At 68.8% G+C, this 25,258-nt stretch carries 23 protein-coding genes; 15 read left to right on the top strand and 8 right to left on the bottom strand.

All coding sequences use genetic code 11. From position 1 onward, the window contains the following. The first annotated feature begins 69 nt into the window (after positions 1-69). The 8 genes from U5O44_RS14035 (at position 70) to U5O44_RS14000 (ending at position 8,624) form a co-directional block, all read left to right on the top strand. Complete coding sequence (locus U5O44_RS14035) at positions 70-666, top strand: hemerythrin domain-containing protein (protein WP_322589074.1); 597 nt, start codon at positions 70-72, stop codon at positions 664-666. A gap of 68 nt (positions 667-734) precedes the next feature. Next, positions 735-1,445 (top strand): nucleotidyltransferase family protein, encoded by a 711-nt coding sequence (locus U5O44_RS14030; protein ID WP_322589073.1) that lies wholly within the window; start codon positions 735-737, stop codon positions 1,443-1,445. Positions 1,446-1,549: 104 nt separating this feature from the next. Further along, the gene (gene glyQ / locus U5O44_RS14025; protein ID WP_322589072.1) at positions 1,550-2,461 is read left to right on the top strand and encodes a glycine--tRNA ligase subunit alpha; all 912 of its coding nucleotides are present in this window, start codon (positions 1,550-1,552) and stop codon (positions 2,459-2,461) included. Positions 2,462-2,475: 14 nt separating this feature from the next. Then, positions 2,476-4,179, top strand: a complete 1,704-nt coding sequence (locus U5O44_RS14020; RefSeq protein WP_322589071.1) for an AIPR family protein — start codon at positions 2,476-2,478, stop codon at positions 4,177-4,179. Between the two features lie 37 nt (positions 4,180-4,216). Next, positions 4,217-6,364, top strand: coding sequence for a glycine--tRNA ligase subunit beta (gene glyS, locus U5O44_RS14015; RefSeq protein WP_322589070.1), 2,148 nt, complete (start codon positions 4,217-4,219; stop codon positions 6,362-6,364). Positions 6,365-6,366: 2 nt separating this feature from the next. After that, positions 6,367-7,017 carry a D-glycero-beta-D-manno-heptose 1,7-bisphosphate 7-phosphatase gene (gmhB, locus tag U5O44_RS14010; protein ID WP_322589069.1) on the top strand — a complete coding sequence of 217 codons (651 nt, stop codon included), beginning with the start codon at positions 6,367-6,369 and terminating at the stop codon, positions 7,015-7,017. A 6-nt stretch (positions 7,018-7,023) separates the two neighbouring features. After that, positions 7,024-7,791: a lysophospholipid acyltransferase family protein gene (locus tag U5O44_RS14005; RefSeq protein WP_322589068.1), complete on the top strand. Its 768-nt coding sequence runs from the start codon at positions 7,024-7,026 to the stop codon at positions 7,789-7,791. A 20-nt stretch (positions 7,792-7,811) separates the two neighbouring features. Beyond that, the gene (locus tag U5O44_RS14000; protein ID WP_416222179.1) at positions 7,812-8,624 is read left to right on the top strand and encodes a M48 family metallopeptidase; all 813 of its coding nucleotides are present in this window, start codon (positions 7,812-7,814) and stop codon (positions 8,622-8,624) included. 42 nt (positions 8,625-8,666) lie between these two features. On the opposite strand, the gene U5O44_RS13995 is transcribed toward U5O44_RS14000, so the two are convergent. After that, positions 8,667-9,122, bottom strand: a complete 456-nt coding sequence (locus U5O44_RS13995) for a fasciclin domain-containing protein (protein WP_322589066.1) — start codon at positions 9,120-9,122, stop codon at positions 8,667-8,669. A gap of 331 nt (positions 9,123-9,453) precedes the next feature. Between U5O44_RS13995 and zwf the strand changes: the two genes are divergently transcribed. Continuing rightward, positions 9,454-10,917 carry a glucose-6-phosphate dehydrogenase gene (gene zwf / locus U5O44_RS13990; RefSeq protein WP_322589065.1) on the top strand — a complete coding sequence of 488 codons (1,464 nt, stop codon included), beginning with the start codon at positions 9,454-9,456 and terminating at the stop codon, positions 10,915-10,917. A 42-nt stretch (positions 10,918-10,959) separates the two neighbouring features. Here the strand turns inward: zwf and U5O44_RS13985 are convergent, their stop codons facing one another. The 4 genes from U5O44_RS13985 to U5O44_RS13970 all read right to left on the bottom strand — a co-directional run bounded on the left by U5O44_RS13985 (position 10,960) and on the right by U5O44_RS13970 (position 15,705). Further along, on the bottom strand, positions 10,960-12,018 hold the full coding sequence (locus U5O44_RS13985; RefSeq protein WP_322589064.1) for an ABC transporter ATP-binding protein: 1,059 nt from the start codon (positions 12,016-12,018) through the stop codon (positions 10,960-10,962). Between the two features lie 9 nt (positions 12,019-12,027). Beyond that, complete coding sequence (locus tag U5O44_RS13980; protein ID WP_322589063.1) at positions 12,028-13,824, bottom strand: ABC transporter permease; 1,797 nt, start codon at positions 13,822-13,824, stop codon at positions 12,028-12,030. A 1-nt stretch (position 13,825) separates the two neighbouring features. After that, a complete protein-coding gene (locus U5O44_RS13975) occupies positions 13,826-14,860 on the bottom strand; it encodes an ABC transporter substrate-binding protein (RefSeq protein ID WP_322589062.1) in 1,035 nt (344 codons plus the stop codon). Positions 14,861-14,976: 116 nt separating this feature from the next. Beyond that, positions 14,977-15,705 carry an aspartate/glutamate racemase family protein gene (locus tag U5O44_RS13970; protein ID WP_322589061.1) on the bottom strand — a complete coding sequence of 243 codons (729 nt, stop codon included), beginning with the start codon at positions 15,703-15,705 and terminating at the stop codon, positions 14,977-14,979. Between the two features lie 140 nt (positions 15,706-15,845). On the opposite strand from U5O44_RS13970, the gene U5O44_RS13965 reads away from it, so the two are divergent. The 5 genes from U5O44_RS13965 (at position 15,846) to U5O44_RS13945 (ending at position 20,814) form a co-directional block, all read left to right on the top strand. Continuing rightward, positions 15,846-16,901, top strand: a complete 1,056-nt coding sequence (locus tag U5O44_RS13965; protein WP_322589060.1) for an ABC transporter ATP-binding protein — start codon at positions 15,846-15,848, stop codon at positions 16,899-16,901. A gap of 102 nt (positions 16,902-17,003) precedes the next feature. Beyond that, entirely contained in the window at positions 17,004-18,323 is a 1,320-nt protein-coding gene (locus tag U5O44_RS13960; RefSeq protein ID WP_322589059.1) for an ABC transporter substrate-binding protein, read from the top strand. Between the two features lie 16 nt (positions 18,324-18,339). Beyond that, positions 18,340-19,227 carry an ABC transporter permease gene (locus U5O44_RS13955; RefSeq protein WP_322589058.1) on the top strand — a complete coding sequence of 296 codons (888 nt, stop codon included), beginning with the start codon at positions 18,340-18,342 and terminating at the stop codon, positions 19,225-19,227. Between the two features lies 1 nt (position 19,228). Then, on the top strand, positions 19,229-20,134 hold the full coding sequence (locus U5O44_RS13950; protein ID WP_322589057.1) for an ABC transporter permease: 906 nt from the start codon (positions 19,229-19,231) through the stop codon (positions 20,132-20,134). Beyond that, on the top strand, positions 20,131-20,814 hold the full coding sequence (locus U5O44_RS13945; RefSeq protein ID WP_322589056.1) for a GntR family transcriptional regulator: 684 nt from the start codon (positions 20,131-20,133) through the stop codon (positions 20,812-20,814). Before U5O44_RS13950 ends, U5O44_RS13945 begins: the two co-directional genes overlap by 4 nt. 36 nt (positions 20,815-20,850) lie before the next feature. Here U5O44_RS13945 and U5O44_RS13940 read toward each other — a convergent pair whose 3' ends face one another. Together U5O44_RS13940 and U5O44_RS13935 are read right to left on the bottom strand one after the other, a co-directional pair. Then, positions 20,851-21,441 (bottom strand): hypothetical protein, encoded by a 591-nt coding sequence (locus U5O44_RS13940; RefSeq protein ID WP_322589055.1) that lies wholly within the window; start codon positions 21,439-21,441, stop codon positions 20,851-20,853. A gap of 102 nt (positions 21,442-21,543) precedes the next feature. Beyond that, positions 21,544-21,738 carry a YgaP family membrane protein gene (locus U5O44_RS13935; RefSeq protein WP_322589054.1) on the bottom strand — a complete coding sequence of 65 codons (195 nt, stop codon included), beginning with the start codon at positions 21,736-21,738 and terminating at the stop codon, positions 21,544-21,546. Positions 21,739-21,945: 207 nt separating this feature from the next. Between U5O44_RS13935 and U5O44_RS13930 the strand changes: the two genes are divergently transcribed. Continuing rightward, positions 21,946-24,525, top strand: a complete 2,580-nt coding sequence (locus tag U5O44_RS13930) for a PKD domain-containing protein (RefSeq protein ID WP_322589053.1) — start codon at positions 21,946-21,948, stop codon at positions 24,523-24,525. Here U5O44_RS13930 and U5O44_RS13925 read toward each other — a convergent pair. Then, positions 24,507-25,211 (bottom strand): Crp/Fnr family transcriptional regulator, encoded by a 705-nt coding sequence (locus U5O44_RS13925; RefSeq protein ID WP_322589052.1) that lies wholly within the window; start codon positions 25,209-25,211, stop codon positions 24,507-24,509. The genes U5O44_RS13930 and U5O44_RS13925 overlap by 19 nt on opposite strands. Between the last annotated feature and the right edge of the window lie 47 nt (positions 25,212-25,258).

The raw sequence follows: 25,258 nt of genomic DNA, 5'->3' as shown, positions 1-25,258 counted from the left end.
CGGCCGGGAGGGAAGCTGCGACGCTGCACGCACCAGCCGCCACAGCCGAGCCCAGGAGACGCCCCCACCATGTCCGCGATGCCCACACCGACCGCCATCCGCATCATCCGCGAGGAGCACCAGGCCCTCAGCGCCATGCTCAGCTCGCTGCACCTGCTGCTGCGCCAGCACCGCCAGGACGGCACGCCCGTGCGCTTCGACGTGCTGCGCGCGATGCTGTTCTACATCGACGAATTCCCCGAGCGGCTGCACCACCGCAAGGAGACCGACCTGCTGTTCCCGCTGATCCGCGCCCGCAGCGACAGCGCTGGCGAGATCCTCGAAAAACTCGACCGCGACCACGGCGTCGGCGAACGGGCGATCCGCGATCTGGAGCACACGCTGCTGTCCTGGGAGATGCTGGGCGACAGCCGCCGCGACGGATTCGAGCAGGCGGTGGAGCGTTACCTGTCGTTCTACCTGAAGCACATGCAGCTCGAAGAGGAGATCGTGCTGCCGCTGGCGCAGCGGGTGCTGGAGGCGGAGGACTGGGTCGTGCTGGACGCCGCCTTCGGCGAGAACCGCGACCCGCTGACCGGCCACCCGCCGTCGGCCGAGTACGAGCAGCTCTTCAGCCGCATCGTGCGCACGGCCCCCGCCCCCATCGGGCTGGGGGGCGCGGCCTGAGCGGCAGCGCAGGCGACCTGCGGGCGCAAGCCCCCGGACGCCGCAGCGGGCTCTACACTCCGGAGCCCGTGAATACCTCCACCACCCCCACCCTGCCGCCGCGCGCCATCGTGCTCGCCGCGGGCCGTGGCGAGCGCATGCGCCCGCTGACCGACACCACGCCGAAGCCGCTGCTGCCGGTCTTCGGACGGCCGCTGATCGAGTGGCACCTGCTCGCCCTCGCCCGCGGCGGCGTGCGCGAGGTGGTCGTCAACACCGCGTGGCTGGAAGACTGTTTCCCCGCCGTGCTCGACGACGGATCACGCTTCGGTCTCGCCATCCGCTACTCGCACGAAGGCCGCGACTTCGGCGGCGCGCTGGAAACCGCCGGCGGCATCGCCACCGTGCAGGACTGGCTGTGCGCGGACGGCCGCGAAGCGTTCTGGGTCGTCTCGGGCGACATCTGGGCGCCGGACTTCCGCTTCGACCAGGCCCGCGTGGACGACTTCCTCGCCAGCGGCCAGGACGCGCGGCTCTGGGTCGTGCCGAATCCGCCCTACCACCCGCGCGGCGACTTCGACCTCGCGGGTGAGCGGGTCACCTACGCCAACTTCGCGCTGATGCGGCCGACGCTCTGCGCGGGGCTGCCAGCCGGGCGGCGGGCAGCCCTCGGGCCGTTGCTGATCGACGGCGTCGCGGCGGGCCGGATCGGACTGGAAGCCGGCGTCGGCCGCTGGGAAAACGTCGGCACGCCGGCGCAACTCGCCGCGCTGCAAGGCACGCCCGACACGGGCGCCTAGAATTCACGCCAGACACGTCCAGACGTTCAAGTTCGAGTTCCAGTTCGAGACCCGTCCGCCTCGTTCTTCCCCGCCCTTCCAAGTCCTCCAAGCTGCCCACCACCATGCTGACCTTCCAGCAAATCATTCTTCGCCTTCAGGAATACTGGGACGCCCAGGGCTGTGCGCTGCTGCAGCCCTACGACATGGAAGTCGGCGCCGGCACCAGCCACACCGCCACCTTCCTGCGCGCCCTCGGCCCCGAGCCCTGGAAGGCCGCCTACGTCCAGCCCAGCCGCCGCCCCAAGGACGGCCGCTACGGCGAGAACCCGAACCGCCTGCAGCACTACTACCAGTACCAGGTCGTGCTCAAGCCCGCGCCGGCCAACATCCTGGAGCTGTACCTCGGCTCGCTGGAGGCGCTCGGCTTCGACCTGAAGAAGAACGACATCCGCTTCGTCGAGGACGACTGGGAGAACCCGACGCTGGGCGCCTGGGGCCTGGGCTGGGAGGTGTGGCTGAACGGCATGGAGGTGACGCAGTTCACCTACTTCCAGCAGGTCGGCGGCATCGACTGCAAGCCCATCACCGGCGAGATCACCTACGGGCTGGAGCGGCTGGCGATGTACCTGCAGGGCGTCGAGAACGTCTATGACCTCGTGTACGCCCCGGGCCTGAAGTACGGCGACGTGTTCCACCAGAACGAGGTCGAACAAAGCACCTACAACTTCGAGCACAGCAACGTCGAGTTCCTGCTGACCGCCTTCGGCGCCCACGAAGGCAACGCGCAGCACCTGATGACGCAGCAGCTTGCCCTGCCCGCCTACGAGCAGGTGCTCAAGGCCGCGCACACCTTCAACCTGCTCGACGCCCGTGGCGCCATCAGCGTGACCGAGCGCGCCGCCTACATCGGCCGCATCCGCAACCTCGCACGCGCCGTGGCCGCCGCCTACCTCGACAGCCGCAAGCGACTGGGCTTCCCGATGGCGCCGAAGGCCTGGGCTGACGAAGTCTTGGCCAAACTCACGCCCGCCTGATCGAGATCACTGGCATGAACCTCAACGCCTCCATCATCGACCAGCGGGTACACAAGCTGGCAACCGATCAGCGCCAGTCGCTGAACGATGCCTTGGGCGCGCTGTCCGATGAAAAGGCGGTTTCGGCTGCGTTCGTGTTGCTGGTCATGCAAATGCTGCTCGACCTTGATCTGGACGAGGGGCTGGATGCACTGACGGAAGGGGGCAACGATTTTGGTGTCGATGGTCTGCACATCGGGTCGGAGCAGGACGGTGAATTTCTGGTCACATTGTTCCAGGGGAAATACAAGCGCAGGCTGGAAGGCCAAGCCAATTTCCCGGAAGACGGCGTCCAGAAAGCCCTGACTGCTGCACGCTATCTGTTCGATCCAGCTTCAGCGATCACACTCAACAAACGCCTTGCCGTTCGCGTTGAAGATATCCGCTCTCGTGTCCGGGATGGGTTGCTCCCCCGCGTCAGGGTCATCCTCTGCAACAACGGACAGCGGTGGAACGAGCTTGCACAGGCTCATGTCCAGCGCGCGGATCTGGGCGATCAGGTCACCCTGGAACATGTCAATCACGACACGCTGGTGGGCATCATGCAGTCCACCAAACCCGTCAATGAAACCCTGCGCCTGTCAGGCAAAGCATTGGTCGAGGACTTCGATTTCAGCCGCGTTTTGGTCGGAAAGATTGGATTGACGGAACTGGCGGCACTGGTGCAGCGCCACGGCGAAAAACTCCTCGAACGCAATATCCGGCGCTACCTCGGGCTGAGCGGCAATCGGGTCAACGAGGGCATACGCGCCACCCTGCTTGATCCAGCAGAGCGCAGCCATTTTTATTTCTACAACAATGGCATCACGCTGACTTGCTCGAAGTTTTCCTATAACGCCTTGCAAGGAACCGATTATCAGGTGCGGGTCGAAGGTCTGCAGATCATCAACGGCGGTCAGACCTCCAACACGATTGCACGGGTTCTGGCTGACCTTGATCTGGCGAGTCAGGACCACCTCGACCAAGCGTTCGTGCTGCTGCGACTGTACGAATTGCAGGACGAACGCACCGATTTCGTCAGCAAGGTCACCTATGCGACCAACAGCCAGAATCCGGTCGATCTGCGGGACTTGCGTGCCAATGACGAGGTGCAGCGCCGCCTGGACCTCTCGGTTGCCGAACTGGGTTACACCTATCGGCGCAAACGAACCGATGGCCCCACACGCCCGGAAGACATCACCAGCAGCGTCGCGGCTGAAGCCGTGCTGGCGGTCTGGCGAAAACTGCCCCACCAAGCGAAGTTTTTGGCTCGCGAACACTTCGGCAAGTTGTACGACCGTATTTTTTCGACGAAACTTTCAGGCGCGCAGTTGGTGATCGCGGTGCTGGTCTATCGGGTGGCAGAAAACCGCCGTAAAAGACCTGCGCCAGACGCGCCCGACTTCATCGCGTATGCGTCCTGTTTTCTTGCCATGCGCTCCGCTCAATATCTGTTGCGAGATATGGGCCTAGAAAACTCGGAACATATCACGCACCAGAATTTCAGTCAGGCGAAGTCCATGCTGCTGCAAAAAGGTGACAGGTACACCGATTTTGCTCAGAAAGACATCCAGCAAGCATTGAGCCAACTCTACGGCAAGGGCTCCGTGTCACTTCAACGCCTTTCTGCCACATTCCGCCGAGGCGATCTCATCGAGATCCTCGATCAGGCCCCTCTGAGACAACGCCTCAGCAAGTAATATCCCATGCAGCGGCGCACCAGTGAATATAACGACCATGAGCATCGATACCAAGAACCTCCTCGTTGAACTCTTCGTCGAAGAACTCCCGCCCAAGGCGCTGAAGAAGCTGGGCGAATCGTTCGCCGGCACGCTGGCGGCGTCGCTGAAGGCCAGCGGTCTGGCGGCCGCCGACGCCGTGGTGACGCCCTTCGCGTCGCCGCGCCGCCTCGCCGTGCATGTCACGGGCGTCGCCGCCAAGGCCGCCGACAAGTCGGTGCAGCAGAAGCTGATGCCGGTGGCGGTCGCGCTGACCGCCGACGGCCAGCCCACGCCCGCGCTGCTGAAGAAGCTTGCTGCGGTCGGCGCCGATGCGTCCGTCGTGCCGCAGCTCAAGCGCCAGCCGGACGGCAAGGCCGAAGCGCTGTTCCTCGACTCGGTCGTGGCCGGCGCGACGCTGGCCGACGGGCTGCAGAAGGCGCTCGATGAAGCGCTCGCCAAGCTGCCAATCCCCAAGGTCATGACCTACCAGCTCGCCGACGGCTGGTCGAGCGTGAACTTCGTGCGGCCGGCCCACGGGCTGGTCGCGCTGCACGGCGATGACGTGGTGAACATCGCCACGCTCGGCCTGATCGCCGGCCGCACCACCACCGGCCACCGCTTCGAGGCTGCAAACCCGACCGTCACGCTGCGCCACGCCGACACCTACGCCGAGCAGCTCGCCAGCGAAGGCGCCGTGATCGCCGGCTTCGACGCCCGCCGCGCCGAGATCGTGCGCCAGCTCACCGCCGCCGCCGCCAAGGAAGGCCTGAAGCCGATCGACGACGACGCGCTGCTCGACGAGGTCACGGCGCTGGTGGAGCGGCCGAACGTGCTGACCTGCCAGTTCGAGGCCGAGTTCCTGGCCGTGCCGCAGGAGTGCCTCATCCTGACGATGAAGGCGAACCAGAAGTATTTCCCGCTGCTGGACAGCCACGGCAAGCTGACCAACAAGTTCCTGATCGTCAGCAACATCAGCCCGGCCGACCCGAGCGCGGTGATCCAGGGCAATGAGCGCGTCGTGCGCCCGCGTCTGGCGGACGCCAAGTTCTTCTTCGACCAGGACCGCAAGAAGACGCTGGAGTCGCGTGTGGCTGGCCTCGACAAGGTCGTCTACCACGGCAAGCTGGGCACCCAGGGCGAGCGCGCCGAGCGCGTGCGCGCCATCGCCCACGCCATCGTCAACCAGTGGAGCCTGGCGACGCTGCCGTTCACGGTGGACGACGAGGACCATTTCAAGCTGCTCGACCGCAAGGCGCAGCAGGCGGCGCGGCTGGCCAAGACCGACCTGCTGACCGACATGGTCGGCGAGTTCCCGGAACTGCAGGGGATCATGGGCGGCTACTACGCGCGCCATGAGGGCCTGCGCGACGGCGTGGCCATCGCCATCGAGGACCACTACAAGCCGCGCTTCGCCGGCGACGCGCTGCCGCGCAACCACACCGGCACGGTCGTCGCGCTGGCCGACAAGCTGGAGACGCTGATCGGCCTGTTCGGCATCGGCCAGCTGCCGACCGGCGACAAGGATCCGTTCGCGCTGCGCCGCCACGCGCTGGGCGTGATCCGCATCCTGGTCGAGAAGCACCTGCCGCTGGACCTGAAGGAGCTGATCCACGCCGCGCTGCCCGCCTTCGGCGAGCGGATCACCGACCCGAGCACGCCGCTGCTGGCCTTCTTCGCCGACCGGCTGTCGGTCTCGCTGCGCGAGCAGGGCTACAGCGCGCAGGAGGTCGATGCCGTGCTCGCGCTGGCGCCGAGCCGCCTGGGCGACATCCCGCGCCGGCTGGCCGCCGTGCGGGCGTTCTCGGCGCGGCCGGAAGCCGCCTCGCTGGCCGCCGCCAACAAGCGCATCGGCAACATCCTGAAGAAGGCCGAAGGCACGGTCGAGGCGCAGGTCAACCCCGCGCTGCTGCAGGTCGCTGCCGAGCAGGCGCTGGCCGCCGCGCTGCAGACCGTGCAGCCTGACGCCGACCGCCTGTTCGAGCAAGGCGACTACACCGCCAGCCTGCAGGCACTCGCCGCGCTGAAGGCCCCGGTGGACGCCTTCTTCGACGACGTGATGGTCAACGCGGAAGACCCCGCGCTGCGCGCCAACCGCCTCGGGCTGCTGAAGACGCTGCACGGCGCGATGAACCGCGTGGCCGACCTGTCCCGTCTGGCGAGCTGACCGTGGGCGAGCGCACCCCCCTGCGGCTGGTCATCCTGGACCGCGACGGCACCATCAACGAAGACCGCGACGACTACGTCAAGTCGGCGGACGAGTGGGTGCCGATCCCGGGGGCGCTGGAGGCCATCGCGAAGCTGCACCAGGCCGGCTGGCATGTCGTCATCGCGACCAACCAGTCGGGTCTGGGGCGCGGGCTGTTCGACATGTACACGCTCAACGAGATGCACCTGAAGATGAACGCGCTGCTGGCCCCGCTCGGCGGGCGCATCGACGCGGTGTTCTTCTGCCCGCACGCACCCGAGGACGACTGCCGCTGCCGCAAGCCGCTGCCCGGGCTGTTCGAGGACATCGCCGCACGCTTCGGCCTTGACGACATGGGCGCGGTGCCGGCGGTGGGCGACACGCTGCGCGACCTGCAGGCGGCCACGGCCGTCGGCTGCCGCCCCCACCTGGTGCGCACCGGCAAGGCCGCCCGGCTCGACGACACCGGCCTGCAGGCACTGCGCGACCAGATCCCCGGCCTGACCGTCCACGCCCACCTGGCCGCCTTTGCCGATGCGCTGCTCAGCGCCGAGCGCAAGAAACACAGCGACGCCCGCGCCGAGGGCAAGCGCCTGGCGGCAAGCGGCGGCGCTGCCCCTGACCGATCCTGACCCTCCATGCTCCTCTACCTGCGCTCTGCCGTCTTCCTGCTCTGGCTCATCGTCACCGTGATTCCGTGGAGTCTGGTGGCGGTGATCGCCTCGGCGTTCACGCGCGGGGCGCCGCTGTACTGGCTGTGCGCGGGCTGGCTGAAGGTGGCGATCCTGGGCGCGAAGTGGATCTGCGGCGTGCACTGGCGCGTGCAGGGCATGGAGAACGTGCCGACCGCAGCGGACGGCAAGGCCTCGGTGATCCTGGTCCCGAAGCACCAGTCCACTTGGGAGACCTTCGCCTTCCCGGCGATCATGCCGCACCCGCTGGCCTATGTGTTCAAGCGCGAGCTGCTCTACATCCCCTTCTTCGGCTGGGCGATCGGGCGGCTCGACATGGTCCACATCAACCGCGGCCGCGGCTCCGACGCCTGGCGCAAGGTGGTCGAGCAAGGCACGCGGATCATGGCCCAGGGCACCTGGATGATCATGTTCCCCGAAGGCACCCGCACCGAGCGCGGCAGCCAGGGCGAGTACAAGTCCGGCGCCTCGCGGCTGGCCGTGACCACGAAGACACCGCTGGTGCCGATCGCCGTGACCTCGGCGCGCTGCTGGCCGCGCAAGAGCTTCCTGCTGCGCCCGGGCACGATCGACATCTCCATCGGCCAGCCGATCCATCCGCAGGGCCGCCGACCGGACGACCTGATGCGCGAAGTCGAGGCCTGGATCGAAGCCGAGATGCGCCGCCTGGACCCCGAGGTCTACACCACCCCCGCGCCCACCCACGGCGGCTGACGGCTGATCGCCCACGTCCCATGCGCCCCGTGTCCCCCCGCTCCACTGCCGACACCGGGCTCGCCCACTCCGAAGCGCTGCTGCGCCCGGCCGAGGCCAACCGGGAGCTGGTGCTGGGCGGGCTGCACCTGGGCTATCTGCTCAAGCGGGCCACCCGGCGGACGATCGGGTTTGTCGTCGGCCCGCGCGGGCTGGCGGTGAGCGCGCCGCGCTGGGTTGCCCAGCCGCAGATCGACCATGCCGTGCAGCTCAAGGCTGACTGGATCCTGCGCAAGCTCGCCGAGCAAGGCCAGCGGCTGGTGCAGCTCGACGCCGCGCGCATCGACTGGCGCGACGGCGCGCGGCTGCCCTACCTCGGCGAAGACCTGCTGATCCGCACCACCGGCCACCTCGGCCTGACGCGCACCGTGCTGCAGGAGCCGCAGCCGCTCACCGGCCAGCCCCGCACGCTGCACCTGCGCCTGCCCGCGCAGGCCACGCCCGAGCAGATCCGCGAGGCCGTCCAGCGCTGGCTGCAGCAGCAGGCCCGCGCCCTGTTCGAGGCCCGCATCGCCCACCACGCGGTGGCCATGGGCGTGCAGGTCACGCGGCTGCGCCTGAGTTCGGCGCGCACCCGCTGGGGCAGCGCCAGCAGCGATGGCAGCGTGCGGCTGAACTGGCGGCTGGTCCACTTTCCGCTCGACACGCTCGACTATGTCGTGGTGCACGAGCTGGCCCACCTGCGCGAGATGAACCACGGCCCGGCGTTCTGGGCCATCGTGCGCCGCGTGATGCCCGACTACGAGGCGCGGCGGCGCGTGCTGAAGGATGGGGTGGTGCCGGTCTTCGACTGAGCAACTGCCCAGATGCCCGACCGGCCCGCCCCGTCCGGCCGATCAGCGCGGCATCACGACCGTGTCGATGACGTGGATCACGCCGTTGCTCGCCACCACGTCAGCGGCGGTGACGCGGGCGTTGTCGACGGTCACGCCGCCGGTCGTGCCGAGCGTCAGCTCAGCACCCTGCACGGTGCGGACCTTGCCGGCCTTGACGTCCGCGGCCATCACCTTGCCGGATACGACGTGGTAGGTCAGCACCTTGGTCAGCGCAGCCTTGTCCTTCAGCAGGGCATCCAGCGCCTCCTTGGGCACCTTGGCAAAGGCTTCATCGGTGGGGGCGAACACGGTGAACGGGCCGGGGCCCTTGAGGGTGTCCACGAGTCCGGCGGCCTGCACGGCCGCGACCAGGGTCTTGAAGCTGCCCGCCTTCACGGCGGTCTCGACGATGTCGGCGGCCAGCGCGGCGGTGGCGCTGCCGAGGGTCAGGGCGAGGGCGATGAGGGTCTTCTTCATGACGTGCTCCAGTTGAAACCGCTCCGGGACGGATGCGATCAGGACGTTTCACGGTCCGAGGCGCCATCCTAGGCAGCGATCAAGCGGTGCAAGTCCGTGCAGTCTCTGCGATTCAAACTGGTGACAACCGGGAAAATCCATTGTGAATCAAAGACTTGTGTGCCGGATACCCGTATCCGCACACGCCGTGGTGTAGCTCATCGGATGAGCCATTGCTTAAGGTGATGGTTCCTCCGGCCGCCCAGTGGTCTGTCGGACAACCGACCGAGCTGGTCCGGCAATTGCAAAGCCCTCCATTCCTTGTTCCGTCCCATCACAGCCGAGGTGCACAGTGGCCAAGATTCCTCCCGGCGTCGGTCCGCGGTTTCCGCAGGTCGTCGTCCTGTTCGGCGCAACCGGTGACCTGGCCAAGCGCAAGCTGCTGCCCGGTCTGTTCCACCTGTCCAGCGCCGGCTTCATCCCCGGCTGCCGGATCATCGGCGTGTCGCTCGACGATCTCGACGCCGATGGTTTCCGCCAGACCGCCCGCAGTGCGCTCGGCGAGTTCTTCAGCCGCAAGATCCCCGACGCGGACTGGGAGGCCTTCTCCGCCAGCCTGGACTATGTGCCGCTGTCGGCCGGCGCCGACGCGCTGAAGACCGCGGTGGAGCGCGCCAAGCAGAGCCTGGGCACCGAATGCCGCCTGCTGCACTACCTGAGCGTGCCACCGAACGCGGCGCTGTCGGCGGTGCGCATGCTGGGCGCGGCCGGGCTGGTCGAGCACTCGCGCATCATCATGGAGAAGCCCTTCGGCACCGACCTGGCCAGCGCCGTGACGCTGAACGCCCGGCTGCACGAGGTCTTCGCCGAGGAGCAGATCTACCGCATCGACCATTTCCTCGGCAAGGAGCCGGCGCAGAACATCCTGGCCTTCCGCTTCGCCAACGGCCTGTTCGAGCCGATCTGGAACCGCAACTTCATCGACCACGTCCAGATCGACGTGCCCGAGACGCTCGGCCTGGGCAAGCGCAGCGGCTTCTACGAGCAGACCGGCGCCTACCGCGACATGGTGGTGACACACCTGTTCCAGATCCTGGCCTTCATGGCGATGGAGCCGCCAACCTCGCTGGAGCCGATCCCGATCAGCGAGGAGAAGAACAAGGTCTTCCGCAGCATGCTGCCGATCCAGCCGCACGAGGTGGTGCGCGGCCAGTACAGCGGCTACCGGCAGGAGGAAGGGGTCGACCCGGACTCGGACACCGAGACCTTCATCGCGCTGAAGTGCCACATCGACAACTGGCGCTGGGCGGGCGTGCCGTTCTACCTGCGCACCGGCAAGCGGCTGGCGGAGGGGCAGCGCATCATCTCGATCGCCTTCCGCGAGCCGCCCAAGAGCATGTTCCCGCCCGGCTCGGGCGTGGGGTCGCAGGGGCCGGACCACCTGACCTTCGACCTCGCCGACGCGTCGAAGATGTCGCTGTCCTTCTACGGCAAGCGCCCCGGACCGGGAATGCGACTGGACAAGCTGAGCCTGCAGTTCGCGATGACCGACACGGGGCTGGCGGGCGAGGTGCTGGAGGCGTATGAGCGGCTGATCCTGGACGCGATGCGCGGCGACCGCACGCTGTTCACTACCGCCGAGGGCATCGAGCGGCTGTGGGAAGTTTCGCAGCCGCTGCTGGAGGCGCCGCCCCCGGTGCGGCTGTACGAACAAGGGTCGTGGGGGCCGAAGCCGGTGCACCAGCTCATCGCGCCGCATGCGTGGCGGCTGCCGTTCGAGCGGGCGTGGCGCAAGCAGAACGTGCAGGGCGGCTGAAGCCGGATCGGCGTCCTGACCGGACCACCGGATCGGCGCCACTCAACCGGCATTCACCACCGACACCCCCGTCGACCGCAGCGCCAGCCCGACCGGCGCCCCCACCGCCCAGGGCGCCTGCGCCTCGGTCATGACCACGAACACCTCGCCCAGCGCCGTCGCCACCGTCAGCTCGCGCACGCTGCCGAGGTAGCTCGACTTGACCAGCGTGCCGTCCAGCGGCCCGCTGCCGGGCGCGCCCACCTGCCACGCCTCGGGCCGCACGGCGATCTTCACCGGCCCGGCACACACCGAGCGGTCCGCGGGCACCACCAGCGGGCCGAGCCGCACGGCGCAGTGTGCGTCCGCCACGCCGTCGAACAGCATTGCCTCGCCCATGAAGCCGGCCACGAACGCTGTCTGTGGGTGGTCGTAGAGCTGCTGCGGCGTGCCGGCCTGGGCGATGCGGCCGGCCTCCATCACGATGATCTGGTCGCTCACCGCCAGCGCCTCGCTCTGGTCGTGGGTCACGTAGGCCACCGTCAGGCCCAGCCGCTGCTGCAGCGCGCGGATCTCCTCGCGCATCGAGCGGCGCAGCCGAGCATCCAGGTTCGACAGCGGCTCGTCGAACAGCATCACCGCCGGCTCCAGCACCAGCGCGCGCGCCACCGCCACCCGCTGCTGCTGCCCGCCCGAGAGTTCACCGGGCAGGCGCCGGTCGTAGCCCGTCAGACCGACGCTGGCCATCGCCGCCTGCGCCCGCTGCACCACCTCGTTTCGCGGCACGCCCGTCACCGTCAGCCCGTAGGACACGTTCTCGATCACGTTCATGTGCGGGAACAGCGCATAGCTCTGGAACACCATGCTGACGTTGCGTTCGGCCGCGCCGAGGTCGGTCACGTCCTGGCCGTCGATCAGGATGCGCCCGGAGGTCGGTGTCTCCAGCCCCGCGATCATGCGCAGCACCGTCGTCTTGCCGCAGCCGGAGGGGCCGAGCAGCGTCGTGAGCGTGCCGCGCCGGACGGTGAAGTCGATGCCGTGGACGACCAGCGGGGCGCGGGCGTCGCCGTAGCGCTTGGTGATCTGGCGGAACTCGATGCCGATGTCGCCCTGTGGAGTCATGTGCTTCCTTCAGTGTCCCTGCACGCCGCGCCGCCCGAGCTGCCGCTCGCCGACCAGCCGCTGGATCAGCAAGGTGGCCAGCGACATCAGCACGATCAGCACCGTGCAGTACGCGAGCGCCACGCCGTAGTCGCCGTTGCCGACGCGGCCGATGATGTAGGTGGTGGCGAGCTCGTTCTCGGCCGTCACCAGGAAGACCACCGCCGAGACGGTGGTCATGCTGCGCACGAAGCTGTAGACGAGGGCCGCCACCAAGGCCGGCTTGAGCAGCGGCAGCACGATGCGGCGCAGCGTCGTGGCCGTGCCGGCGCGCAGCACCGTGCTGGCCTCGTCGAGCGAGCGGTCGAGCTGGCGCAGGCTGGCCGAGCCGGCGCGCACGCCCACCGGCAGGCTGCGGAACACGAAGCACAGCACGATGATCAGCGCGGTCCCGGTCAGCTCGAATGGCGGCACGTTGAACGCCAGGATGTAGCTGATGCCCAGCACCGTGCCTGGAATCGCGAACGCCAGCAGCGCCCCGAACTCGAACGCCCGCTGCCCCGCGAACTGCGTGCGCGCCAGCAGCCACGCGATCAGCAGGCCCAGCCCCGCCGACAGCGGCGCCGCGATCGCCGCCAGCCGCACGGTGGTGAACAGCGAGTTCCACGCCGTGCCCGCCCAGACGAGGCCGTGTTCGCCCCACTGCAGGTCGAAGGCGGTGCGCAGGTGGGCCAATGTGGGCGTGTAGTCGCGGCCCCAGGTCTGCACGAAGCCGCCAATGAAGGCGAACAGGTAGACGACCACCGTGAACGCCAGCCACGGCCCCGCCACGCCGAGGCACAGCCACCGCACCCCGTCCGGCAGCGGCATCGCCAGCCCGGCGTCACCCTTGCCCGTCACCGTCGTGTAGCCGGCATGGCCGAGCACGCGCTGCTGCACGAAGAACACCGCCAGCGCGAACGCGGTCAGCAGCAGCGCCAGCGACGCAGCGCGGCCGGGGTCGAACTGCGCGCCGACGATGGCGAAGAAGATGTCGGTGGACAGCACCGCGTACTGGCCACCCACCACGACCGGGTTGCCGAAGTCAGCCATGCTCTCGATGAAGCCCACGAGGAAGGCATTGGTCAGGCCTGGTTTCATCAACGGCAACGTCACCGTCGTGAACGTCTTCCAGCGCGAGGCACGCAAGGTCTGCGCGGCTTCCTCGACCGATGGGCTGATGCCCTGCACGACGCCGCGCAGGATCATGAACGCGATCGGCGTGAACGCGAACATCTGCGCCAGCCAGACGCCGAACAGGCCGTAGAACCAGCGCGTCGGCGGGATGTCGAAGGCCCACTCCAGCGCCTGGTTCACCAGCCCGGCACGGCCGAACAGCAGGATCAGCCCGAGCCCGACCACGAACGGCGGCGTGATGATCGGCAGCAGCGCCAGCACGTTCAGCGGGCGGGTGAGCCGCCGCGAGCCGCGCTCGGCGTAGAGGGCGATCAGCGCACCCAGCACCGTCGTGCCGGTGGCCGTCATCAGCGCCAGCGCCAGCGTGTTCCACGCGACGCCACAGCGCACACCGCCGGCCACGCAGCCCAGCCCCCAGATGCGTTCCTGCCCGAGCCGCTCGACCAGCACCTGCGCCGACCAGAGACCCTCGTCATCGACGAAGGCCCCCAGCAGGCTCTTGCCCACCGGCAGCGCCACGAACAGCAGCAGCAGCGTCACGCACAGCACCACCGCGCAGGCGATGAACGCATCCCCCCGGAAGTACCTCAGCCGCGCCAGCCCCGCGCCCAGCAACAGGGCCAGCAGCAGCACCCCCGCGAGCGCCACCATCTCAGCGCGGCAGCGAGTTCACGTCCTTCTCCCAGCGCGCGATCAGCCGCTTGCGCTCGGTGCTGGAGCCGTACTTGGCGTAGTCGTAGGGGATGAACTTGATCTTCTTGAAGTCCGGCACACGCGGATCGACCTTGGCCGCCTTGTTCGACGGCAACTGGAACTGCTTGGCCGCCGCGCCCATCTCCTGGGCGGCGGCAGTGAGGGCCCAGTCGTAGAAGCGTTTGGCGGTCTCGGGGTTGCGGGCACCCTGGATGAGGCTCATCGAGCCGATCTCGGCCCCGGTGCCATCCGTCGGCGTGACCGTCGCGATCGGGAAACCCTGCATCGCCTCGCCGGGGCCGTCGTGGACGAAGCTGATCGACACCGTGGTCTCGCCCCGTGCAGCGGCCTTGATCGGGCCGGTGCCGGAGCGGGTGTACTGGCTGATGTTGCGGTGCAGCGCCTTCATGTAGTCGAAGGCCTTTTCCTCGCCCATGAGCTGCACCAGCGTGGCCACCATCGTGTAGGCGGTGCCGCTGGAGGCCGGGTTGGCGACCTGGATCTCGCCCTTGAACGCCGGGTTGAGCAGGTCGGCCCAGGTCTTCGGCACGGGCAGCTTCTTCTTGGCGATCAGCTCGGTGTTGTAGCCGAAGCCCAGCGGGCCGGAGTAGATGCCCACGGTGCGGTACTTCGACTGCTCGGCCTGCTGCTGCGCCCAGGCGTGGAGCTGCGGCAGCGCGGGGGACTTGTATTCCTGCGTCAGCCCCTGCTCGGCGGCCTGCAGGTGCGGGTCGCCCGTGCCGCCGAACCACACGTCGGTCTTGGGATTGGCGCGCTCGGCGTTGAGCTGCGCCAGCGCCTCGCCGGAACCCTTGAGCGACATGTTGACCTTGATGCCCGTGGTCCGGGCGAACACGGTCTGGATCATGTTGCACCACTCGGCCTGGACGGAGCAGATGATGTTGAGCTGGCCGGTGTCCTGCGCGGCGGCGCTGAGCGGGGTGGCGGACAGACTGGCGACGGCGAGCGTCAGGGCGGTTTTCAGGGGGGACATGGCGGGGGCTCCTCGTTCTTGTCGATCGCCCTCATTGTCATCAGCCTGTCACGGTCGCCGCCACAGGGTAGACCAGATGCCCGGGCCGCGCATCCGGCGGCGCTGTCACCCCGGCGTCACCAGCCCAGCGGCGCTGCCCAGCCCTCGTAGACCTTGGGCAGCGGCCGGGCGTAGTCACCGTGCGCGCTGGTGCGCAGGCCCAGCGCCGCCAGCCCCTCGGCGAACTTGACCGCCGCCGCCACGCCGTCGATCACCGGCACGCCGAGCCGCATGCTCAGCGTCGCGCACAGCGCCGCCATGCCCGCACAGCCGAGCACGATCGCGCCGCTGCGATCGCGCGCCAGCGCCTCGCGGGCCGCGGCCTCGATCTGGTCCACGCAGCCCGCGCCGCCGTCCTCCAGCGCCAGCACCGGGATGTCGGTGCCGTGGATGCCCCGGCAGCGGCGCTCGAAGCCGTAGCGGTGCACCAGATGCTCGGCGATCACGCAGGTGCGTGTCATCGTCGTCACCACCGAGAAACCGGTGGCGAGAAAACTCGCCGCGTGGAAGGCCGCCTCGGCGATGCCGAGCACCGGCGCCGAGGTCGCCTCGCGCGCGGCGTCCAGCCCCGGGTCGCCGAAGCAGGCGATGACGACCGCGTCCGCCCCATCCCCGTGCAGCCGCACCTGTTCAACCACCCCGGCCGCGGCAATCGCCTCGTCGTAGTGCCCTTCGATCGAGCGCGGGCCGAAGGTGGGCTGCGTGGCGTGGACGGTCGAGCCGGCGGCAGCCACGGCGCGCGCAGCGGCAGCAATGCCCGCGGTCATGGCCTCGGACGTGTTCGGGTTGATGAGCAGCAGGTTCATGGTGGTGCGCGTGGGCGAGCGTGGACAGCAGTTTTGCATACAAAGCAAGAGCCACGCCGCAGGGTGGTGCGCCTGCCGGGCGATAGACCCCCGTGCAGACTGCACACGGCTTGGCACAACGATTGCATACAAAACCCGGCATGCACGCCGACACCGCCCCCCGCACCGATCTGGAGCTGATCCACCTGGTCAAGGACTACGGCGCCTCGCTAGCGGTGGCCGGGATCGACCTGAAGATCGCCGCCGGCAGCTACTGCTGCCTGCTCGGCCCCTCGGGCTGCGGCAAGACCTCGACGCTGCGCATGATCGCCGGCCACGAGGAACCGACCGAGGGCTCGGTGGTGCTCGGCGGGCGCGAGATCACGCACCTGTCGCCGGCAGAGCGCGGCACGGCGATGATGTTCCAGAGCTACGCGCTATTCCCGCACCTGAGCGTGCTGGACAACGTGGCCTTCAGCGCCCGCATGAAGGGTGCCGCGAAGGCCGAGCGCCATGCCCGCGCGATGGAGCTGCTCAAGCTGGTCCACATGGAGCCCTACGCCGAGCGACTGCCCGCGGCACTGTCCGGCGGCCAGCAGCAGCGTGTGGCGCTGGCGCGGGCATTGATGCTGCGGCCGAAGGTGCTGCTGCTGGACGAGCCGCTGTCGGCGCTGGACCCGTTCCTGCGCGTGAAGATGCGCGCCGAGCTGAAACGCTGGCACCGCGCGCTCGGCATGAGCTTCATCCACGTCACGCACTCGCAGGAAGAGGCGATGGCGCTGGCCGACCTCGTCGTCGTGATGAACCAGGGCCGCATCGAGCAGGCCGGCAGCGCCCGCGAGGTGTTCGAGCGCCCGCGCACCGAGTTCGTCGCCCGCTTCATCGGCGCGCACAACGTCATCGAGACCCCGGCCGGCAAGGTCGCCGTGCGCTGCGACCGGCTGCGGCTGGACGCGCTCGGCACCGGCAGCGGCAGCGGCAGCGGCAGCGGCAGCGGCAGCGATTACGCGATGCAGGTCGCCGCCATCGAATACCAGGGCGCGCAGGTGCAGGTCCACCTGAGCGCCAGCACCGCCGACGCCAGTGCCGATGCCAGCGCCGAGCCGGTCTGGATGGCCGCGCTGTCGGACGCCGCCTTCCATGCCGCGCCGCTCGAACCCGGCCAGCGTGTCGCCCTGCACTGGCGCCCCGAAGACGCCCACGCACTCGCCGCGTGAACACGATGCCCCCCACCTCCCGTCATTCCCGCGCAAGCGGGAACCCACGCCCACGCCCCCCCGTTCCCTCCCCGTCCGTCAACCTCCCCAGGAGTGCTCGCCATGTCCGCTGATCTCGAACCGCAGAACACCGCCCCGGCCATCCCGTCCGTGGCGACCGACACCCCTGAGCTGCAACGCCGCGGCTTCCTGCGCACCGCGGCGGGCGTCGGCGTGGCCGCCACCGGCATCACCGGTTTCCCCTTCGTCCACGCCCAGGAAAAGATCGTCCTGCGCTACCTCGGGACCGCCGTGAACCAGGACAAGGCCATCGCCGAGAAGTTCGAGGCCGACACCGGCATCAAGATCCAGTACATCCCGGTCACCACCGACGACGTGACCAAGCGCGCCGTCACCGCGCCGAACTCGTTCGACCTGATCGACACCGAATACTTCTCGCTCAAGAAGATCGTGCCGACCGGCAACCTGCTGGGCATCGACGTCAAGCGCATCAAGAACGCCGACAAGATCACCTCGCTGTTCACCAAGGGCGAGGTCGCCGGCAAGAAGGTCGGCGACCAGGGCACCGCGCCGAAGAAGGTGATGTACCTCGAAGGCGGCAAGAGCACCAAGTTCTCGGCCACGCCCACCGGCTTCATGACGCTGATCCCCACCGTCTACAACGCCGACACGCTGGGCATCCGCCCCGACCTCATCAAGCGCCCGATCAACTCCTGGGCCGAGCTGCTGAACCCGGAGTTCAAGGGCAAGGCCGCGATCCTGAACATCCCCTCGATCGGCATCATGGACGCGGCGATGGTGGTCGAGGCCATGGGGATCTACAAGTACCCCGACAAGGGCAACATGACCAAGAAGGAAATCGACCTGACCATCAAGACGCTGATCGAGGCGAAGAAGGCCGGCCAGTTCCGCTCGCTGTGGAAGGACTTCAACGAGTCGGTGAACCTGATGGCCTCGGGCGAGGTGGTGATCCAGTCGATGTGGTCGCCGGCCGTGACCGCCGTGCGCACTAAGGGCATCGCCTGCACCTTCCAGCCGCTGAAGGAGGGGTACCGCGCCTGGGCCGCTGGTTTCGGCGTGCCGAAGACGGTCACGGGCCGCAAGGCCGACGGCGTCTACGAGTTCATCAACTGGTTCCTCGACGGCTGGGCCGGCGCCTACCTGAACCGCCAGGGCTACTACAGCGCCGTGCTGGAAACCGCCAAGGCCAAGATGGAGCCCTACGAGTGGGCCTACTGGATGGAAGGCAAGCCCGCCACGCAGGACATCAAGAGCCCCAACGGCGACGTGCTGGCCAAGGCCGGCGCGGTGCGCGACGGCGGCAGCTACGAGGAGCGCATGGGCGGCATCGCCTGCTGGAACGCCGTGATGGACGAAAACGCCTACATGGTCCAGAAGTGGAACGAGTTCGTCGCCGCCTGAGTCCGGACCTGCTGCCATGAACCGCGCGCGCACCGCCCACCTCACCGCCTGGCTGCAAGCCTCGCCGCTCGCGGCGGTGTTCGCGCTGTTCTTCGTCATCCCGCTGGGGCTGGTGCTGATGGTCAGCTTCTGGCAGGCCAGCGAGTACGAGCTGATCCCGGCCTTCACCGGCCAGAACTACCTCGACGTCTTCACCGGCTGCCCGGTCACGCCCGACGGCGACCTGTGCGTGACGTTCAAGACCTACCTGTCCACGTTGAAGTTCAGCCTGCTGACCTGGGCGATCACGGCGCTGCTGGGCTTCGCGATCGCCTACTTCCTGGCCTTCCACATCGAGGGCACGCTGACGCAGACGGTGCTGTTCATCGTCTGCACGGTGCCGTTCTGGACCAGCAACGTCATCCGCATGATTTCCTGGGTGCCGCTGCTCGGGCGCAACGGCTTGGTGAACCAGACGCTGCAGGGCATGGGCCTGATCGACACGCCGATCGAGTGGCTGCTGTTCTCGGACTTCTCGGTGGTGCTGGCCTTCGTCCACCTGTACACGATGTTCATGATCGTGCCGATCTTCAACTCGATGATGCGCATCGACCGCAGCCTGATCGAGGCCGCACGCGACAACGGCGCCAGCCCCTGGCAGACGGTGTGGCACGTCGTGCTGCCGCTGAGCCGCACGGGGCTGATCATCGGCTCGATCTTCGTGGTCGCGCTGGTGATGGGCGACTTCGTGACCGTCGGCGTGATGGGCGGCCAGCAGATCGCCTCGGTCGGCAAGATCATCCAGGTGCAGACCAGCTACCTGCAGTTCCCGATCGCGGCGGCCAACGCGGTGATCCTGCTGGCGGTGGTGCTGCTGATGATCGTCGCGCTGATGCGGTTGGTGAACCTGCGCAAGGAGCTGTGAGATGAGCGCGCCCGCCCTGGCCCCTGTAACCCGCCGTGTCGTCCGCAAGAAGCGCCCGCTGAGCTTCTGGCTGCTCGGCGCCGTCTTCGCCGCATTCGTGCTGTTCCTGTACGGCCCGATGTTCGCCATCTTCGTGCTCAGTTTCCAGGGGCCGGAGGGCGGGCTGACCTTCCCGATGCGTGGCGTGTCGCTGCACTGGTTCCGCGTGCTGTGGGAAGGCATCGGCGTGATCGACATCGGCGCGGCGTTCCGGCGCTCGCTGGTGCTGGGCGCGGTCGTGATGGCGCTGACGGTCGGGCTGTCGCTGCTGGCGGGGCTGGCCTACCGCAAGAAACTGCCGGGCGGGACGGCGCTGTTCTACGTCGTCGTGGCCAGCCTGATCATGCCGTCGATCATCGTGTCGCTGGGCATCGGGCTGAGTTTCCGGCTGCTCGACACGGGGGTGAAAACGCTGCTGGAGGCGCAGTGGCCAGAAGCGCTCGACGCCTTCACGAGCACGCTGGGCATGTTCACCTCGGGCCTCGGCGCACAGCTCACCTGGACGCTGCCGTTCGGGCTGCTCATCATGTTCGCGGTGTTCAACCGCTTCAACCCGGCCTATGAAGAAGCCGCACGCGACCTCGGCGCCACGCCGTGGCAGACCTTCCGGCATGTCGTGCTGCCGCTGATCGGGCCGAGCCTGGTGGGCGTGGGCATGTTCGGCTTCACGCTGAGCTGGGACGAGATCGCGCGCAGCTCGCAGGCGATGGGCGACCTCAACACGCTGCCGCTGGAGCTGCAGGGCCTGACGACGACGGTGACGACCCCGGTGATCTACGCGCTGGGCACGGTGACGACGGTGGTGTCGTTCCTCGTGATGGGCCTGACCCTGGCCACCGTCGGACTCTGGCAAAGTCGGCGCCGATGAGCCCGGACGATCCTGCTGCCCCACCCCCCACCGCCACCGAGCGGGTCTGCGACACCCTGTACACCGACATCCTGGAGCGGCGCCTGGCGCCCGGCACCCGGCTGCGCGAGGAGGAGCTGGCGGCGCGCTTCGCCGTCTCGCGCACGGTGATCCGGCAGGCGCTGCACAGGCTGGCGCAGGACCAGGTGATCACGCTGCACCACAACCGCGGCGCACAGGTGCCGGCGCCGACCCGGGCCGACGCGGCGCATGTGTTCGACGCACGGCGGGTGGTCGAGTGCGAGATCGCGCGGCGGCTGGCCGGGAGGCTGCAGCCGGAACAGCGCGTGCAACTGGAAGCGCTGGTCGAGGCGGAAGCGCGCGCCGATGCCGCGGGTGACCGCTCAGCCGCGATCCGACTGTCGGGCGATTTCCACCGGGCGCTGGCGCAGATGTGCGGCAACCCGGTGTTCGTGCGGCTGCTGGAAGGACTGCTGCCGACGACCTCGCTGCTGATGGCGCTCTACCAGCCGGCGGGTGCGTCGGCCTGTGTGCTGCACCGGCATGTGGAGCTGATCAGCGCGCTGGGCCGCCCGGGCACCGGCGCAGCCACCGAGATGCGCCGCCATCTGCAGGAGATCGAGCAGTCGCTGCGGCCGGCGCGGGACGTGTTCAAGGCGTACCGGGCGCCGACGACCTGACCCAGCACCGGCTCCGGCTCCGGCTCCGGCTCCGCCTCAGAACGTGGCCGCCAGCCCGAGCGAGCACAGCACGGGGCGGACCGTCGGCAAGCCGCTGAAGCGGTGCTGCCCGACATCAAGCGACGCCACCAGCGCCAGTGCAGGCGTCAGCGCCCGGGACAGGCCCAGACCCAGCAGCGGCCCGACATGGCGCTCGGACGACTGGAAGGCCTCCAGCCCGTGGACGGTGGTCACCAGGGCGGTGTCCCAGGCCCCCAGGCCGACCCGCGCCTGCGCCTGCCAGCCCTCGGCCAGCGGCAGCGCGACCTGCACACCCGCGAACGGGCCGCGGGTGTGGCGGAGGTGGCGCTGCACCGACGGGCCTTCGGCGACGGTGCCGAGGTCGGCATACCCGAGCATCGGTCCGACGGTCAGCCCGCCCGTGCCCAGCGGCACGGGATAGGCCACCGACAGGCGCCAGCCGGTCGCGCGCACGCAGCCCGTGCAGGTCGCCGCACCCACGGCGCCCTCCACCACGGGCGCGCCCCAGGCGCAGGCACTCCCCACGCAGACCGCAGAAAACGCCGCCGCAGACGCCCACCGGGCAGCGACCTTCAGAAGCCCATCGGCACACGAACGAGCAGGCATGAACACACCAGTTCCCGGGCGGTGAACGCAATCGGTACCGCACCGAGCCCGTCGCCGCCATCGGCGCCGGATTCTGCCTGCATCACTTCACTTCATCGCACGTCACTTCTGCGATATCGGGCAGGTATTCATGCCGAGCACCGAATACAGCGGGCAGGTCTTCAGCAGACCGGTGGCCAGCGGCACGATGCCGATCCAGCCCCAGGCGCCCACCTGTCCGGTGGCAGCCAGAAGGATCAGGATCAGACCGACCACGATGCGGAGGATGCGGTCAGCGCCGCCGACGTTGATTTTCATGGGGATCTCCAGAGACACAGGGCCGGCACCCTTGCCGGTTGGGACCGAGTGTGGTCCTGCCAACCCGGTCTATCTGTGACCTTGGTCACACAAGAACACCAAAACCACCGGACCTGCGGCCGAGAAACCTTGCACCGTTTCCAATCGCGACCAGAACAGGCCGCGTCGGAACGGGCAGGCCTTCCACGGAACCAAGGGATGATGATCATGCAACGAGGACTTCAACGGTGGGCCCGATGGCTGGTGCTGGCACTGGCCTTCACGCTGGCGGGGTGTGGCGGCGGCAGCGGCGGTGGAGGGGACACACCCCCCGTCGCCGTGATCCAGGCGACGGCGCAGGCACTCTCCGTCAGCCCGGTCACGCTGCAGGTCACGCTGGGCAGCGAGGTCACCCTCGACGGCAGCGGCAGCACCGTCTCGGGCGCCCGAACCGGCTACGCCTGGACGCTGACATCCCGCCCCGCCAGCAGCGCCGCAGCCCTGGATCCCGCCCAGCTCGCCAGCGCGCGCACGGGATTCGTCCCCGACATCGCCGGCAGCTACGTCGTCGCCCTGGATGTCACCGACGAACAGGGCCGCACGTCGCGCCAGACCGCGACACTCGTGGCCATCCAGGGCGCGCCGGTCGTCACCCTCACCGGCACCGTCGAGTTCAAGGGCCTCGCGGACACCCGGCCCGCGCAGACGCTGGCGGTCGGCTCGATGGTGTCACTCGACACGGCGGGCACCACCGACCCGAACGGCGGGGCGGTCGCCGTGGGCTGGCAGATGCTGCAGCAGCCCGCCGGCAGCAAGGCGACGCTGACCACCAGCGGGACCATCACCTACTTCACCGCCGACATGGCCGGCGCCTACCAGGTGCGGGCGCGCGGCACCAACGTCGCCGGCCAGTTCTCGGACGTGGTCTTCGTCTACAACGCCACGGCACAGGCGCCGGTGGTGGCCGTGGCGGCCAGCGTCACCGCTGTGGGTGGCAGCAGCACGCTCGACGCCGCCGTCGGCAATCTCGTCCTGCTCGACACCAGCGACAGTGCCGTGCCGAGCTTCGCCACCACCAGCACCGCCTGGCAACTGCTTTCACGACCGACCGGCAGCACCGCCGTGCTGTCGGCCACCAGTGGCAGCCTGGTCAGCCTGGTGCCCGATGTGGCCGGAACCTACCTGGTCCGCACCACGCTGCTGGACAGTGCCACGGGCGTCTCCAGCCAGTTCACCACCACGCTCGACGTGATCCCCGGCGTGACCGCCGTCGTCACCGGCTACACGCTGCCCGTGGTGCGGGTGTCGGCACCACCGCTGGTGTCGGGAGCCGGGTTGCCGGTCATGCTGCGCGGCAGCAGCAGCTACGACCCGAACGGCGGTGCGCTCGCCTACCGCTGGAGCATCAACTACAAGCCCTTCGGCAGCACCACCACCCTCGCGCAGACCACGCAGGCGGACATCACCATCACGCCCGACCTCGACGGCGCCTACCAGTTCCAGCTGGAGGTGACCGACAGCGCGGGCCGCACCTCCACCCAAGCCGTGACGGTGTACGTGGGCAACTACCCGCCGGTCGCGGCACTGGACCGCACGCAGGTGGCGGTCCTCGTCGGGCAGTCCGTCACCGCCTCGGCCGCCGCCAGCATCAGCCAGAGTGGCAAGCCGCTGGGCTTCCAGTGGTCGGTCGATGCGCGCCCGGCCGGCTCCACCGCGACGGTCGCAACACCGACCAGCGCCAGCCTGTCCTTCACCCCGGACGTGGCCGGTACCTACTACCTCACGGTCACGGTCACCGAAGGGGGCGTCACCAGCATCGCGGGCTTGACCCTCACGGCCACCGTGCCAGTGCCCGGCACGGTGGAGCTGCCCTACACGCCGCTGATGGCTGCCTACAGCAAGTCGCTGGGCCTGGCCGCCATCGTCAGCAGCACGCCGAATGTGCTGCACCTCGTCGATCCGGCCGCAGCGACGGACACTGCCATCGCCCTGCCGACCGCGGTGAAGGGACTGAACCTGAGCCCGGATGGCCGGCTGGCCGCCGTGCTGCACGAAGGCACCGTCAGCCTGATCGACCTGCCGACCGCCACGCTGCTGCACTCCAGCGCAACGGGCGGCTCGCAGACCGAGGCGCTGGTGTCCGACGCAGGTCTCGTTTACCTGACAGGCCAGACGGGCGGACAGTGGGTGTATCCGGCCTTCACCGTGCTGGATGGTCGCACCGGCGCGACCGTCCAGACCCACAGTGGCTTCGCCTCGGTTTATGGGACGACCCGCGCCATCCTCGCCGGTGGCGCTGGCAAGCTGTTCACGCTGTCGCTGGGGTTGTCGCCATCGCAGATCTACGGCACCACGGTCGATCCGGTCACCGGCCTGCTCGGCGTGGGACAAGGCTCACCCTACTGGGGCGACTATGCCGTCGGTGCGCCGTTCTGGCTCTCGGCGGACCAGACGCTGCTCTTCACCAGCGCGGGCACCTACTTCCGCACCAGCGACCTGACCTACGCCGGCACGCTGGGCAGCGCAGTGGTCTCGGTAAGCCACTCGGCGACGGCGCAGGAGGCTGTCGCCCTGTCGACCAGCAGCACGCTCTGGAGCACGACCGTCGTCTACCCGTCGGTCTACAAGCGCTACACCGGCTCGCTGCTGTTCCCGCAGGCCGACACACCGCTGCCCACCGTGTACGGCGCCACCGCCTACGGCCGGCAGATCTTCCACGCCGCCGACGACAAGCTGGTGATGCTGGTGCAGACCGGCAGCGCCCAGTCGGACGCCAGCGGCCTGCAGTTCTACCTGCTCAAGCGCTGAACCTCGGTGGCCTGGGATGCCGCTGCCCGCAAGGCAACGGCATCCACCACCTGCACCCGCTCCCGCCCCAGCGCCACCCAGCCCGCCTGCTCGAAGCGCTTGAGCAGCCGGGTCACCATCTCGCGCACGGTGCCGAGTTCGTCGGCGAGCTGCTGGTGCGTGACCTGCAGCACCGTGCCGCGGCCGAGCAGCGCGGCGGCCAGCCGCTGGTCGAGCCGCTGGAAGGCCACCGCCTCGGTCAGCGCGATCAGGTCGGTCATGCGGGAGGCGAACAGGCCGAACACGTAGCGGCGGAAGGGCTCGTGGTCGCTCCAGCGCATGAACACCGGCGCCGGCAGCAGCAGCAGCCGGCTGGGCTGCAGCGCCACGCCGTGGGCGGCCAGCGTCGCCTGACCGAACAGGCAGGCGGCCGACACCACGCAGATCTCGCCCGGCTGCACCCGGTACAGCTCGATCGCCCGCCCCTGCGGCGCGCCGCGCGCCACCTGCACCTCGCCGGCCAGCACCAGCGGAAAGCCGCGGCACGGTGAGCCTTCGTCGAACAGCACGGTCCCGGCGGGCGCCTCGATCGGCGAGCCGAGTGCGGCCAGATCCTGCGCCCAGCCGGGCGGCGGGCTGTCGGCCAGCACCGGGTAGAGCCCGGACACGAGAGCCACCAGTGCGGACATGGACGGGGACACAGGCATCATCATCACCTCAGATCACCTCAGTGTAGACAAGCCCGGAGACACCC

It is taken from the genome of Sphaerotilus sp., assembly GCF_034519685.1.
Lineage (GTDB): Bacteria > Pseudomonadota > Gammaproteobacteria > Burkholderiales > Burkholderiaceae_C > Sphaerotilus.
Note: the sequence above shows the minus strand (reverse complement) of the source record. Positions and strands in the feature narration are given on the sequence as shown.

What these genes read in the sequence shown, in the direction of transcription:
- U5O44_RS13980 (WP_322589063.1), bottom strand. Translation starts at nt 13,824, where the DNA reads ATGGTGGCGCTCGCGGGGGTGCTGCTGCTGGCCCTGTTGCTGGGCGCG.
- U5O44_RS13930 (WP_322589053.1), top strand. Translation starts at nt 21,946, where the DNA reads ATGCAACGAGGACTTCAACGGTGGGCCCGATGGCTGGTGCTGGCACTG.
- U5O44_RS13995 (WP_322589066.1), bottom strand. Translation starts at nt 9,122, where the DNA reads ATGAAGAAGACCCTCATCGCCCTCGCCCTGACCCTCGGCAGCGCCACC.
- U5O44_RS13925 (WP_322589052.1), bottom strand. Translation starts at nt 25,211, where the DNA reads ATGCCTGTGTCCCCGTCCATGTCCGCACTGGTGGCTCTCGTGTCCGGG.
- U5O44_RS13955 (WP_322589058.1), top strand. Translation starts at nt 18,340, where the DNA reads ATGAACCGCGCGCGCACCGCCCACCTCACCGCCTGGCTGCAAGCCTCG.
- U5O44_RS13935 (WP_322589054.1), bottom strand. Translation starts at nt 21,738, where the DNA reads ATGAAAATCAACGTCGGCGGCGCTGACCGCATCCTCCGCATCGTGGTC.
- U5O44_RS13965 (WP_322589060.1), top strand. Translation starts at nt 15,846, where the DNA reads ATGCACGCCGACACCGCCCCCCGCACCGATCTGGAGCTGATCCACCTG.
- U5O44_RS13950 (WP_322589057.1), top strand. Translation starts at nt 19,229, where the DNA reads ATGAGCGCGCCCGCCCTGGCCCCTGTAACCCGCCGTGTCGTCCGCAAG.
- U5O44_RS14035 (WP_322589074.1), top strand. Translation starts at nt 70, where the DNA reads ATGTCCGCGATGCCCACACCGACCGCCATCCGCATCATCCGCGAGGAG.
- U5O44_RS13945 (WP_322589056.1), top strand. Translation starts at nt 20,131, where the DNA reads ATGAGCCCGGACGATCCTGCTGCCCCACCCCCCACCGCCACCGAGCGG.
- U5O44_RS13960 (WP_322589059.1), top strand. Translation starts at nt 17,004, where the DNA reads ATGTCCGCTGATCTCGAACCGCAGAACACCGCCCCGGCCATCCCGTCC.
- U5O44_RS13970 (WP_322589061.1), bottom strand. Translation starts at nt 15,705, where the DNA reads ATGAACCTGCTGCTCATCAACCCGAACACGTCCGAGGCCATGACCGCG.
- U5O44_RS14020 (WP_322589071.1), top strand. Translation starts at nt 2,476, where the DNA reads ATGAACCTCAACGCCTCCATCATCGACCAGCGGGTACACAAGCTGGCA.
- U5O44_RS13985 (WP_322589064.1), bottom strand. Translation starts at nt 12,018, where the DNA reads ATGACTCCACAGGGCGACATCGGCATCGAGTTCCGCCAGATCACCAAG.
- U5O44_RS13940 (WP_322589055.1), bottom strand. Translation starts at nt 21,441, where the DNA reads ATGCCTGCTCGTTCGTGTGCCGATGGGCTTCTGAAGGTCGCTGCCCGG.
- glyQ (WP_322589072.1), top strand. Translation starts at nt 1,550, where the DNA reads ATGCTGACCTTCCAGCAAATCATTCTTCGCCTTCAGGAATACTGGGAC.
- U5O44_RS13975 (WP_322589062.1), bottom strand. Translation starts at nt 14,860, where the DNA reads ATGTCCCCCCTGAAAACCGCCCTGACGCTCGCCGTCGCCAGTCTGTCC.
- glyS (WP_322589070.1), top strand. Translation starts at nt 4,217, where the DNA reads ATGAGCATCGATACCAAGAACCTCCTCGTTGAACTCTTCGTCGAAGAA.
- U5O44_RS14000 (WP_416222179.1), top strand. Translation starts at nt 7,812, where the DNA reads ATGCGCCCCGTGTCCCCCCGCTCCACTGCCGACACCGGGCTCGCCCAC.
- U5O44_RS14005 (WP_322589068.1), top strand. Translation starts at nt 7,024, where the DNA reads ATGCTCCTCTACCTGCGCTCTGCCGTCTTCCTGCTCTGGCTCATCGTC.